At 64.6% G+C, this 12,253-nt stretch carries 9 protein-coding genes; 1 reads left to right on the forward strand and 8 read right to left on the reverse strand.

Translation table 11 applies throughout. The annotated features are described in order from the left end of the window. Positions 1 to 7 precede the first annotated feature (7 nt). On the forward strand, positions 8 to 1,228 hold the full coding sequence (locus tag CRT60_RS01330) for a glycosyltransferase family protein (RefSeq protein WP_098734652.1): 1,221 nt from the start codon (positions 8 to 10) through the stop codon (positions 1,226 to 1,228). A gap of 13 nt (positions 1,229 to 1,241) precedes the next feature. Here CRT60_RS01330 and CRT60_RS01335 read toward each other — a convergent pair whose 3' ends face one another. The 8 genes from CRT60_RS01335 to CRT60_RS01370 form a co-directional block, all read right to left on the reverse strand. Next, positions 1,242 to 1,964: a phosphocholine cytidylyltransferase family protein gene (locus tag CRT60_RS01335; RefSeq protein ID WP_098734653.1), complete on the reverse strand. Its 723-nt coding sequence runs from the start codon at positions 1,962 to 1,964 to the stop codon at positions 1,242 to 1,244. A 57-nt stretch (positions 1,965 to 2,021) separates the two neighbouring features. Beyond that, positions 2,022 to 2,618, reverse strand: a complete 597-nt coding sequence (locus CRT60_RS01340) for a gamma-glutamyl-gamma-aminobutyrate hydrolase family protein (RefSeq protein WP_098734654.1) — start codon at positions 2,616 to 2,618, stop codon at positions 2,022 to 2,024. Continuing rightward, complete coding sequence (locus CRT60_RS01345; protein ID WP_098734655.1) at positions 2,615 to 4,957, reverse strand: PEP/pyruvate-binding domain-containing protein; 2,343 nt, start codon at positions 4,955 to 4,957, stop codon at positions 2,615 to 2,617. Before CRT60_RS01345 ends, CRT60_RS01340 begins: the two co-directional genes overlap by 4 nt. Positions 4,958 to 4,962: 5 nt before the next feature. Beyond that, the gene (locus CRT60_RS01350) at positions 4,963 to 5,754 is read right to left on the reverse strand and encodes a class I SAM-dependent methyltransferase (RefSeq protein ID WP_204561554.1); all 792 of its coding nucleotides are present in this window, start codon (positions 5,752 to 5,754) and stop codon (positions 4,963 to 4,965) included. A gap of 3 nt (positions 5,755 to 5,757) precedes the next feature. Further along, the gene (locus CRT60_RS01355; protein WP_098734656.1) at positions 5,758 to 6,291 is read right to left on the reverse strand and encodes an adenylyl-sulfate kinase; all 534 of its coding nucleotides are present in this window, start codon (positions 6,289 to 6,291) and stop codon (positions 5,758 to 5,760) included. Positions 6,292 to 6,454: 163 nt separating this feature from the next. Beyond that, positions 6,455 to 8,122 (reverse strand): radical SAM protein, encoded by a 1,668-nt coding sequence (locus CRT60_RS01360; protein ID WP_161957948.1) that lies wholly within the window; start codon positions 8,120 to 8,122, stop codon positions 6,455 to 6,457. Positions 8,123 to 8,144: 22 nt separating this feature from the next. Next, positions 8,145 to 9,785 carry a tetratricopeptide repeat protein gene (locus tag CRT60_RS01365; RefSeq protein ID WP_098734658.1) on the reverse strand — a complete coding sequence of 547 codons (1,641 nt, stop codon included), beginning with the start codon at positions 9,783 to 9,785 and terminating at the stop codon, positions 8,145 to 8,147. Positions 9,786 to 9,832: 47 nt separating this feature from the next. Then, positions 9,833 to 12,202 (reverse strand): sulfotransferase, encoded by a 2,370-nt coding sequence (locus CRT60_RS01370; RefSeq protein WP_098734659.1) that lies wholly within the window; start codon positions 12,200 to 12,202, stop codon positions 9,833 to 9,835. Positions 12,203 to 12,253 lie beyond the last annotated feature (51 nt).

A 12,253-nucleotide genomic window follows, 5' to 3' on the forward strand; every position in this document is an offset into this window, starting at 1 on the left:
CGATTGGATGCAGGACGTGAACGGGACCTTTCAGATCATCGATCCGGATCTGGTGAACCAGTCCGGCCACTGCTTCAGCATGGCCTACAGCCTGAAGACTGCGCTGGAGCAGCGGAACTGGAAGGTTCGCGTCCATACCCCCGGCAGGCTCGACGATCCGGCCAGCTTTCGGAGCCTTCAGCCTGAACAGACCCTTCACCGGGTGACCGACAAGCTGTTCGACGTCCCGGTGATCGACATCGGCGCGGCCAATCACCAGACATATCTGGACCTGTCCGCCCTGGGAGCCCCGGCTCCGGAAGAGGTCCTATTCTTCACCACCGTCGTCATCCGCAACCTGTTCGGGATTACTCGGTGGCTCGACCGGGTGAAGGCTGAACGCGGGGCCTTGCCAAAGCTGATCTTCCTTCTGTGGAGCCAGCAATGTTTCGACGGACCGACCGGGACCATTCACCATCGCAACAGCGAGCTCTTCCGTCATTTTCTGTCCTGGGTTGCTGAGCAGGACCAGAGCCGGATCACCGTCTACACCTTCTCCGAACGGCATGTGGAACATCTATCCCACCTGTGCGATGCACGTGTCGAGCTGAACGAGTTCCCTTTGAACGGCTTTTCCTTCAACTTCGGAGGTGAGGAAAAGCCGGAGCCTGACGGGCAGGGAAGCGATGGTCCCGTGCTTGGCTATCTCGGCAACAGCTGGTGGATTCATAAGGGGTTGAGGCAGATACTGGGCGCCATCCGCCTGTTGCGCGGCTGGAACGTTCGGGTCAGATACCTGCTGCAGATCGATGTCCGCTTCGCCGATTACGACGCCGACGCCTTGCTGGCCGAGTATGCAGACGTGCTGAACGCACCAGAGGTCGAAGTCTGCCACGGTTGCCTTGCGCCGGACGACTACAAGCGCCGGATGTTGTCATGCGACGTGCTGGCGCTGCCCTATGGACCGGCCTATGAATGGCAACCCTCCGGAATCCTGCATGAGGGATTGTGGTACGGCAAACCGGTGGTGGTGCCCTCGCGCTCCAGCATGGCCGACACCCTGCGGCGTTTGGGCGTCTCGATGCCGTCATATGCCGAATGGACCGGGGAAGGTGTCGCCGCGGCCTGCCGACAGGCGGTCGACGGGCTCGACGGCTACAAGGCCGCCATGGCCTCGATCAGCAAAGAATTCCGCCGCTGCCGCCCAGTGGACCGTTTCCTCGATCGACTGGGCTGCCACGGGTCCTGAAAAGGGATTGCCGTCAGAGCGGCCGGTCGGCGTAGAGCTTCAGATCGGAAGCGCTGTCCACTTCCCCCCAGGAACCATCGACCGGCACGGCGCGCACCGTGGCGCCGCCGGTGATCAGCGCGCCCAGCATCGAGGTCATGTCAAGCTTCGCCGCCGCTTCAGGGCCGACCGTCTCCAGATGCGCGGTGAAGCGCGCCCAGCCGGCAGGGGTGAAGCGCAACAGTCCCATGTACTGTCCCTCCACCTCGTGCAAGCCCGATGGGCGGCGGCCTATGTCGGTCATCGTCCCGTCTGGGTGCAGACGGAAGGTTTCGGCATCGCTGAGAGGATCGGCAAAGCGCGCCGACCACAGCGCCAGCCAGTCGGGATCATAGCTGATTGCAATGTCGGCCTCGGTCCCGGCCAGACGGCGCGCGGTCTCCGCCGTGTAGAAGATGTCTCCGTAACTGACCAGACAGGGGCCGGCCTCCAGCCAGGAAGCGGCACAGGTCAGAGAGACCACCATGTTGGTCTCCGCCCAGCGCGGGTTGGTGAAAATGGATAGCCCCCGCCCCTCCAGCAGGTCGCCCCGGTAACCGGCGACCACCGCCACCGCGTCGCAGCCGGCGCCACGCAGCGCCGCCACCTGCAGGTCGAGCAGAGGGCGCCCGTTCAACTCGACCAGACATTTGGGCCGGTCATCGGTCAGTCCCTTCATGCGGCTGCCGCGCCCGGCGGCGAGAATAACGGCCTTCATGCCTGCACCTCGTCGATTCAACTCAAATCCCCGGCCTGCCGGGGCGTCCACAATCGCCTATCGCGCACCGCCTCGGAAAAGGGTCGCGACCAGTCCGATATCCAAGGCCCGGAACGGCGCTTCGCGCTCCGGATGCCACATGATGCCCACGCTCGGCCGGTAACGGTGGCGCACCGCCTCCACCACGCCGTCATCGGCAACGCCCCACGCCTCCAGGTCGCCGTCGACCGCCCGCGCGGCGAGGCCATGGTAGCTGTTCACCTCCACCCGTTCACCATCGAGACGGATCGGATGGCGAACCCCGACATGGCCGGTCACCGGCTCCAGCATGGCGCCGGCCAGCGTCAGCAGCATCTGCATGCCGCGGCACACGCCCAGCACCGGCAGCCCGCGTTCCTCCGCCCAGGCCACCAGCCGGCCTTCGGTTTCGTCGCGTTCCGGCGCCGTACCGATGTCGTTGCCGCCGGTCAGCAGCAGGCCGGCCACGCCTGCCCGCCCGGCCAGTGCCATGGCAAGCTCCGCGTCGTTCGGCACCGGCACCGGCAGCAGGCCGCAGGCGGCGAGGAACGGCCACCAACGCTGGTCGAGCGCGTCGCGCCGCTCGCCGTGGGCCTGGTCGATGACGACCCGTTGCGTCACCGCGACCGGAATCATTGCAGCACCTTGACCTGCCGGTTGCCGGCGTCGAGTTCCAGCACGCGCGCCGCCGACCAGCGGGCGAACAGGGTCTCGCCGGCGCCGACCACGGCGGGCAGCCCAAGCTCCGCGGCGCGGATCGCCATGTGCGAGTTCACCCCGCCATAGGCGGTGACGAATCCTGCTATCCCGTGCGAGAAGATCCAGTCGAAACCGGGATCGGCGTTGCGGATCAGCACGATGGTGCCGCTCAGGTCGCAACCGTCCGGCGTCGCCACCGGACCGCAGGCGCGGCCTTGCGTGACGAAGTTGGGTTCGGTCGGCGGCAGCGCGAAGTCCCACACCGCATCGGCATCCGCGATCAGCGGCGGCAGCACCAAGCTGCGGGTCAGCTCGTGACGGGCACGCCCGGCGGCGATGCTGCCGGCCAGCGTGGCGCGCATGTCGGCGCTGCCGGCATACAGCTCCGTCACCAGCGCTGCGTCGGCATAGGACATGTCGTCGGCCGAGAAGCCATGGTCCGCTCCCAGCCCGCGGAACAGCGACAGCGCGTCGGACAGGCTGCGGGTAAAGACGAACTTGGAATGCTCGCGCCCGCGGATCGCCTCCTCCAAGAAGTCGAACAGGCCGACGACGTCATGCTCCAGTCCGTGCTCGGCCAGCAAAGCGTTGATGCGCCGCATCTGCTCCAGCGTCAGGGCGAAACGGGGATGGCGGCGCGGCGATGGCGGTTCGTCGTCCCAGGAGAAATAGCGGTCCGGCGCCTCGTCGTAGCGGGGCGACAGGATGTCGTAGGTGCCCGGCCGCAGATGGCCGTACCGCGCCAGGAAGCTATCGCGATCCAGGGTGGCGAAGTCGCTGGCCATGCGCCCGCTCACCGTGTCCACTCCGGCCATGAAGCGCGCGACGTCCCCATCGGACAGCACCCCGACCGCGACCAGCGAGCGCAGCGTCTGGGTGGCGATGAAGCCGGCGCGCGCCAGCCCGGCGAAGGGCAGCGTGCCGTAACGCTTGCAGTCCTCCAGCAGCCAATAGATGCGCGCCACCGGGTCGAGGTCGGCGGCGAGGATGGCGGCGCGGCGGCGCTCCAGCTCCTCGATCCGGGCGGCGTCGCCGCGCCACAAGCCGGTGTCCCGGCCGATGATGCGGTTGGTGAGGGAACGCAGGCTTTCCGACAGGCGGTCCCGGTCGTTCCGGGAGAAGTCCGCCTCTTCCAGCCTCGCCAGGCGCTGCGGCAGGTCGAAAGTATAGCAGGAGAAGACGATCTCGAACTCGACCTTGTCGTGTAGCGCGGGGGCGGCGATCAGACGGTCGATGTAATGCGAAACCAGCCGGTCGCCTAGCTCGCCATCGATGTCCGCCGGCAGGAAGGAATTGAAGCTGACCCGCACATCCACATAGGGCAGCCCGTGGAAGCTGACCATCAGCGGAAAGCTGCGCAGGTTGTGATAGCCGTAATTGTGCCGCTGGTAGGCCCAAATAGAGTCGGTGACCAGTGCCCGGTACAGCGACAGCGACAGCGGGCGTGGACGCACGCCGATGATCTCCGCCGGGTTCCAGTCCGGCATCACGCCATAGACGGTGCGCGGCCCGTGCAGGTAGGGGTGCGGCCGGTTGCCCTGCCGCACCTTCTCGGCGATCAGCGCGACGTGGCGGCGATGTTCCTCCGTATCCAGCGGCGGGGTGGCCATCACCAGCGGGCGGACCTGCAGCAGCACCGGCATGTCGTCGTCGGCGATGAAGGCGAACTCGATGTCGAGCGCCTCGGCACCCAGGAGTTCCTCCAGTTCGTCGGCCAGACGCCGCAGCGCCGCCAGCCACGGCTCGCCCGGAGGGCTGCTGCGGTGGACATAGTGGGTCAGCAGGTCGGTCCCGGCGCCGCCGGTCACCGCCGTGGTATCGGCACCGCGGTGCGCGTTGACCACCAGATAAGGTGCGCCCGAACCCGGCTCGCGGGTGAAGGCCACGCCGCTCAGCACCAGGTTCCGATGGAGCATCGGCTGCACCAGCACCTGATGCGCGTCGTCGAAGGGCATGCCGTACGACGCGATCACCATGTCCACCGCGCCGACAAGGCCCTCGCCGGCACGCACGTCGGGCACCGACGTGAAACGGCCGGCCATGGATGCCGTGGCGCCGTCCTCGCCCTGTGCGGAACTGCGCACGATCAGCGGCGCCGCGCCCCAGGGCTGCGACAGCACAGAATCGACGATGGCCTTCGGCCGGCGGTGCCAGTCGGCAACGGTAAAGTACCGCAGGGGCAGCACCCGCCCGGAACACAGTCGCGGCGCCAGCCACTCAAGCGTTTCCGCCTTGGTGCCTGACCGCGGCGCGGCATCCGCCAGGGCCGCCGCCATGACGCTCAGCCGCCGGTCCGGCGCGCCGACCAGGCGCGGGTCAGATATTCGGCGCGGACGGTGTCCCGGTCCTTCAGCCGGTCGGCGCAGTAGCCGAGAAACGCCTCGAACTTGGCCGGTCCGAGCTGTACCTGCAAGTCGTTCACCGAGCGCCAGACGCCCAGATAATGCTCGACCGGCATTTCAATGCTATGCCGGCCCTCCAGGTAGACGACGTCGTCGAACAGGGCGCTCCGCGACAGCCGATCGGTCAGCCCTTCGGTAATGCCGGACCGGCCGGAAGAAACGCGGCGGATGTCGGGGCGCAACCTGCTCAGGTGCGCTTCGATGTCCAGCAGTTCCGGGCTGTTGTCGAGAAAGCGCGGGTTCCACAGCGCCACGAAGCGTCCCCCCGGCCGCAGCACACGGTGGAACTCGGCCAGCCCGCGATCGATGTCCACCCAATGGAAGGATGAGGCCATGGAGAGCTGGTCGAAGGCACTGGCGGGCAGGCCGGTCGCCTCGCCGCTGCCGGCCTGCCATTCAATGCCGGTGCCGGTGCTGTCGGCGATGCCGTGACGGCGCATGTCCTCGTTCGGTTCGACCGCGACGACGCGACGCAGGCCGCGCGCCGCCAGCATGCGCGTCCAGATGCCGGTACCGGCGCCGATGTCGGCCGCCTCGATCTCCGGAATCGGTTTGCCGACCAGCGCCAGCAAGGCGGAGAGCACGCTGGCACAATAGTCCGGCCGGTATTTGGAGTAATTCCCGGCCAGGCCTGTGAAGTCGCCGTGCTTGAGCGTCTGCGTTGCCATCATGCCCTACCGTTGTCCTGCTCCGAAGGCGTTCCAGATTCGCTCGACCGCCGCCTCGGCCGACATGGTCCCGTGGTTGTCGATCACCAGATCGGGCAATTCCGGTTCCTCCGGTTCGATATGAACGCCGATGACGTTGTCGATGGCGCCGGCGGCGGCGGCGGCGTAAAGCCCCTTGGCATCCCGGCGGGCCAGCTCCTCGCGTGGAACCTTCAGGTAGATCTCGCGGTAGCCGGGGATGTGCTCGCGGTTCCAGCGCCGGACGTCGTGGAACATCGACATGGTGGCGCAGACGACGGTCAGGCCCTGGTCGACCAGTTCACGGCACAGCCGGGCATAGGTGAAGGCAAGGCGGCGGCGGCCGTCGGGATGGTGATCCCCCTCGACACCGAGCACGGCACGCAGCCGGTCGCCATCGAGCAGCACACAGCAGCATCCGGCGGCGATCATCCGGTCGTGCAGCAGCGTGGCGACGGTGCTCTTCCCCGCCCCGGACAACCCGGTCACCCAATAGAGCTCGCCCGTGCGCGCCGGCCCCATGTTCGTCCATCCACAATCCCGGCAGGAACGCCCGGCTTACCGAACGGCATCATCGATAATGAATGTTAAGAAATGGCAAACCATAGGGCGTCGCAGTGCGGACCGGGCGCTCCGTTCCTGCGCGGGACGCTTTTCGACGTCCCGCCCGCTCACCGGTTCTCGCTCACCGGTTCTCTGGGCAAAGCTGACAACGCGCCAGCAACGGTCCCTGCGTCAAGCTCCGCCGGAGATGCGTGAAGGCTGGGCCATTCCAGACCTGGAAGAAATCCTGGTCGGATTTCATGTACACCGGCGCCTGCTCTCCGATCTGCCGCATGTAGCAGCATGGAGTGACGAGATACTGCGTCCGGTTCAGCAAAAGGTTGTAGTAGGGATAGGTGCAGTCGAATGGGGCCGAGCGCCGGAACGGATTGGGGTCCGCGGCATGGATCGGCGGTTCGGTGTCGTCATGCACCGGTTCGGGCCAGGTCCGGCTGCTGTCCAATGCCATCGACCGGGAAAGCAGGGCGGGAGGGTGGGCGGCAGCTTCCTCGACCACCGAAGGGGGAAGGATCGGCAGGCTCCAGTTTTCCGGAGAGGCGTAGACATCGCACCGGCATTGGGCGATGGCCTCTACGGCCCGCTGTTTCTCTTCTTCGAAATCCGGCCGCAGAACCGGGGACAGGGTGTGATAGTTGAGCCCAGGCGGAAGCGTGTCCATATGTTGCAACACACGCATGAAAATGCCGGAAACACCGATTTCATCGAAAAGACGGATGAAATCCGCAGCCTCATGCATGTTCGTGCTGGTTGGCACGAATGAGACGAACACCAGGATGCCAAGGGACTTCTGCTTCGAAACCAGATAGCGGATGGAGTCCAGGATGCGGTCGAATGTCTTGGGTCCCAGCCCCATCACCGCATCATGCGTGGCTGCCGTCGCCGCGTTGATGCTGATGTTGAAGATGTTGACCCCCAATCCGAGCAGACGGTCCACCCAGCGGTGCAGCAAAGCGCCATTGGTGAAAAGAGTGAACTGGCAACGCGGATCGACACAACCATCCAGTTGATGGACGATATCCTCGAATTCGGGATTCGACAGGGGTTCGCCATAGCCACAGAGGTCAATACATTTGGCATTGGCCAGAACTTGAGAAAAATCCTGAACATTTGCCGCTGTCATATATTTTGATCTGCCAAGCCAAGATGTGCAGAACTCGCATCGAGCATTGCAGGAATCTGAGATTGGCAAATAAATTTGCCATGGATAGGTCTGAAGGGAAATTTTCCGATGCGCGTATTCCCATCGGTTCAAAAGATAATTCCAGAACCATTGGTCACCAATGTGGCGCCATGGCTCTATGTCTTCATAGGAAAGGGCTCTCAAAAAGGCGACGGACTTCTCATCGAACTCGCCACATTTGAGAATTTCTTCAATGAACGAAACACCGAAGATGGCGTAAAGCGTTTCCGAACAGGTGGGCAATGCCGATGTGGCAGGCATATCGCGCGGTTCCAAGCGAACCATACGGGTTTCCGCCGGCAGCACGAAATACCATGTGGATGAAGGGCTGGTGCGCCGACAAAAGGTGAAAGGCCGATAGGCCTGCCCCCCTTCGTCCATGAGGACCAGAGACGCCCGCTCGTCGAGCACCAGTCCGTCCCTCCAGCGGATCGACAGCCGTACGAGCCGTTTCCCGACGGTGTCCGCCACAGGTAGAATCCACGCCCCCCTGTCCTCCGCTTCAGAGGAGTCGGGAACCAGCTCCAGCGCATGGTTCCCGTCGCCCTGCGAAAAAGGCGGATGGACCGGCGCGGTGGAGACGGAAGTCGAACAGGACGGACTGGCCATGGCTGGTCCATTCATCAGAGCATCATTCAGAAACGGGGAAAAGAGACGGAATGCTCTTCGGAATTCCGCGGCCCACAATGTCGCGCGCCCACGACGGCAGGAACATACAGCCGAACATCAGTTCGCCCAGCCCATCCTGGGCGGCGTCCCGCAGCACCGCGTCCCCCTCTTCCGCCAAGCCGTTCGAGAACAGGCCCAGCGCCAGACAAAGGGGCGACATGCTCCATCCGGGATTTCTGCGCGCTCCCTCCCGGTAAAGCTCCAATGCGGCGGCGGCATCGCCGCGCGCCTGCCGCAGCAAGCCGGTGATCTGTAGGATCATTCCATCCTTCGCCTGATCCGGATCCGCCTGCCATCGCTCCATATCCCGGTCCGCCCGATCGAGATCGCCGGCAAGCAGATCGAGCAACACCAGGAAATAGAGGCTGACCCAACCAAGGGCTCTGCCTTCAGCACTCTCCAGAAGGTCGCGGGCTTCGGCGAAGCGTGACTGAAGCATGATGGCCGCGGCACGGTTCAACAGCAGGCTCGGGTTTTGGTGCTGTGCCCCGGACTGGATAAAGCGGGTCTCGGCTTCGGCGAAGCGCCCTTGGGATATGCAGATCAACCCGAGAGACAGCTTGGCTTCAGCCCGGTTCGCGGCATCCCCCGTCTCGCTCAGCTCAAGGAAGATGCGCTCCGCCACATCGAACCGTCCCAGCATACGGTTGGCATGGGCAAGGACGGAACGGAGCGGCATGGCGTTGGGATGGTATTTCTCCCCGGCCTCGGCGACCCTCAACGCCGCCGTCGGCTTGCCGTTGCTCCACAGATAGATGCCCAGCCAGCGGAACATGTCGACGGGAGCGCCGTAGCACGGCTGATCGGCGGCCTTGGGCCACAGGTCGAGGATTTCCTTGCGCGCTTCCGCCGACCCGCCCTCGATCTGGGATCGGGCCACGCAGAGCAGGAGGTAAGGCGTCCCGACCTCTGGAAACCGGGATATCATGATGCGGCACAGCGGAACGAGGACAATCCATTCGGATTCCCTGGCCAGCCGCAACAGCAGCTCGCACCAGCCCCAATCACCGAAATCGGACTGCGCGGCGGCCTGATACGCCCGTTCCAGACGGGGATGGTCGCCGGAAGCACGAAGCGCACGGAACAGATCAGCCAATTGACACGGCGCCCTGTCGGCGGCACCGAAGCGCCAGGACATCCCCAGCAGTTGATCGACCAAGCCGAGATCGGGAGGATTCACCGGCTGGGGACCGCTTGGAGTGTTGCCTCCATCGGTCAATGCACGCCACAGCAGGTCGAGGCACAGGGCGGGGTCGTCAGAATTCTGTTCGAAAGCTGCCCGGCTGCAGACCAACGCATCCTGTAGCTTGTTCTGGATCGTGAAGACCTCGGCCAGATCGGAGAGTGCCTGGGCGCCAGCTTTCGGATCAAGGTCATTGGTCCGCACCAGGAATGCCTGGGCTTCGGCCTCTATCCCAAGATCGCGCGCGGCCAGAAATGCGTTGAACGATGCTTTGGCGTGGTGCGGAAAGCCGTCCAGGCACCGTTTGTAGAGAGCCAAAGCCCCCTCACGATCACCAGAAGCATAGGCGCCATTGCCAAGATGATAGCTGAAATTCTCCAGCGATTCGCGAAGCAGCTTTTCTTTGAAAACGCTGGTCATAGCTTATGAACTCCCTTTCCGACCCTGTCTCTCACAGCACCACTTCCTTATGAAGATTGAATGCTTCCGATAGGGTCGGGGTTCTGGCCGATCGGACTCAAGCCGGCACCGCCGGCAAGGGCAGAGCGTTGTGCGATGATTGCCTGTGCGAAGGCGATGCGGGCTTCCCTGTGCTTTTCGGCATAAGGAACGCGGTCGCCCCATCGTGGCCCCGGCACATCGAAGGAGGAGCGCACAGTGGCAAGGGCCAACTCCGGAGAGAAGGCAGAACACCCCAGAGGGTAGCCCTGCTGCTCGGCCAGATCACCGATCAGCGCCAGGAGGAAAGCTATGTCCACAGCATCCGCCTGAGAATCCGACGGCTCGGCTCGCAGTCCGGTCGAAGGTTTGCCGTAGGGATCGCCATGCCATGGCAATCCATAGAACGTCATGGAACCGAGAGCCGGATGGGTCGGATCGATCCCCAGATGCCGGCAGAGATCCTGCACGGCGCGGGGCGTGTCCCGTTTCACCGCCTCCAGCTGAAGGAACAGCACGGGAGTGGATTGGCGGCGCAGAATGTCGGTGCGGACCCAGTCCTGGACCAGCAGCCGCAGATAACGCTCGTGCAGCTCCGCACGCTCCTCGGGCGTATGGCCGACAGCGTCGGCGAAGTGCTTGTAGGAGATCAGGGCAGATACCGGATGACGGACCGGGACCACATAGGAGTCGGCAGGGAAGGGATAGGCGCACTCCCTGGAACGGAGCGGATTGATGTTGGCGGTCTCGATCAACCGGTCGGGGAAAAGCCAGTCGCCATGATGCAGATGGTGCAGCAGAACCTTGGCCGACTTGGGATCGCTGCCAAGACACCATGCATAGGCGAGATGGAAGGTGCAGAACAGCTCCCGTTCGGTCATCGGAGCGGAACCGGCAATCGCCCTCACCGCCTGCCGGAAGGTCCGGCGGTCGACGCGGACCACGGTCCGGCAGTCCGCCCCCAGCCTGCCCCCGGTGTGTGGAGAGACGGCGGTGTCGAACAGCGGCGCGGCCCAATGCTCCGTCAGGACCCGTTCGCACGCGGCGATCGGGTCGTAGCGCTCCTGCCCTGCACGCAGCAGGCGGGGGAAGAAGAAGGCGTAGGGAATGTGCAGAACCTCGGGATGCCCATCGAGATGGGCATGAAGCACCGTCGTGCCGCTGCGGCCGGTGGCGAACAGCTGTGCCACGGGCAGGGACAGCACATGCTCCAGATCCTTGCGACCCGGCAACGGAGTGGAACCGCCGGAATAGCGAACGGTCGATCTTCCTTTGAGTGCCGCATGCACCTGCGGCTTGGTCTCCGGCAACTGGAGGCTCCCCAGCCCCCAATCGGCATCGTTGGCCTGCAGCGTTGCCGGAAACTGTCCTGCAACCCCACGGGCCAGAATGTCGAAGGGTCCTCCATCGCCATTCTGGGCGAAACAGCGTTCGATCCGGACATCGTCGAAGTAACCGTTGCGTCGCAGCCAGGCGAAGGCATCGATGGCATGGTTCACCGTAGGCCAGCCACGGGCGCTGTAACCGATGTGCAGGGGCATCCGGCTGCCGTCCGCCGCGGTGGCGCACAGTTCCAGGGCATCGAGAGGATCGGGAGTTTCCTTGGCCGTGCCGGCCCCCACCTGCCAATGGGCCTTGTCGGGGCTGAGGAAGCGCACCGGAATGCCGTGGTTGAATGCCTGGAACATGGTCATGAAGCCAAGATTCTCGACCCGCAACTCCCATTCCGGCAAGCCGCGCAGGGTGTGGAAGACCTTGGTCGGGGCCAGCATGAAACGGCGCGCCGAGACCATGCGCATAGCGCCATAAAGATACCCACGGCGCGACGCATCCCGGTGCGTTTCGTGGAAACGGCGCAGATGGTGCCGCCCATCCAGGGCGAGGGCCGAAGCCAGCCCCTGAAGATGCATGGCGCCTTCCCCGGCATCCGGCCAGCCCGGCAGGGAGGATGCTGGAAGATGGGCGGTCCGGCTGAAGCACAGCTCGTCGTCGGCACCGGCGACGACCGCATCCAAAAGGCCGGGAGACAGGACCACGCCCGGCAGGAGACACAGGATACGCGGAGCGCGGGCCCGCCTTATGGCGACATTGAGAGCACGCAGGGAAAAGCGCGCATGGCGTTGGCTTTCGGGAACATATTCGGCAATCACCTCATCCGGAACCGTGACGATGCGCAGGTCCAGACCATCGAGGGAAGCCGGCCAGACCGCTTCACGATCCAGACCGAAGGCATCGGCCCGCCCGCCCCAGACGGCAACCAGGATTTCCGCGTCTAGCTCGGACTCCGCGATCTGTTCGCGCAGGGATGCCAAGGTAAGCGCAAGCAATGGACGGGACGCGGCGTCCTCGTTCTGGGCCTCGATGGCCAGGGCGATGCTGAGGCGCGGCAGGTTACCCATTGTTCATCCATCACGTATTTCCGGCCGCTCTGATCCGGCCGCTTGAAGTGA

Origin of the sequence: Azospirillum palustre (assembly GCF_002573965.1) — a bacterium.
GTDB classification, from domain to species: Bacteria; Pseudomonadota; Alphaproteobacteria; order Azospirillales; family Azospirillaceae; genus Azospirillum; species Azospirillum palustre.

Coding starts and splice junctions, on each gene's coding strand:
- CRT60_RS01330 (WP_098734652.1), top strand. CDS start 8: ATGCAGGACGTGAACGGGACCTTTCAGATCATCGATCCGGATCTGGTG.
- CRT60_RS01335 (WP_098734653.1), bottom strand. CDS start 1,964: ATGAAGGCCGTTATTCTCGCCGCCGGGCGCGGCAGCCGCATGAAGGGA.
- CRT60_RS01340 (WP_098734654.1), bottom strand. CDS start 2,618: ATGATTCCGGTCGCGGTGACGCAACGGGTCGTCATCGACCAGGCCCAC.
- CRT60_RS01345 (WP_098734655.1), bottom strand. CDS start 4,957: ATGGCGGCGGCCCTGGCGGATGCCGCGCCGCGGTCAGGCACCAAGGCG.
- CRT60_RS01350 (WP_204561554.1), bottom strand. CDS start 5,754: ATGATGGCAACGCAGACGCTCAAGCACGGCGACTTCACAGGCCTGGCC.
- CRT60_RS01355 (WP_098734656.1), bottom strand. CDS start 6,291: ATGGGGCCGGCGCGCACGGGCGAGCTCTATTGGGTGACCGGGTTGTCC.
- CRT60_RS01360 (WP_161957948.1), bottom strand. CDS start 8,122: ATGGCCAGTCCGTCCTGTTCGACTTCCGTCTCCACCGCGCCGGTCCAT.
- CRT60_RS01365 (WP_098734658.1), bottom strand. CDS start 9,785: ATGACCAGCGTTTTCAAAGAAAAGCTGCTTCGCGAATCGCTGGAGAAT.
- CRT60_RS01370 (WP_098734659.1), bottom strand. CDS start 12,202: ATGGGTAACCTGCCGCGCCTCAGCATCGCCCTGGCCATCGAGGCCCAG.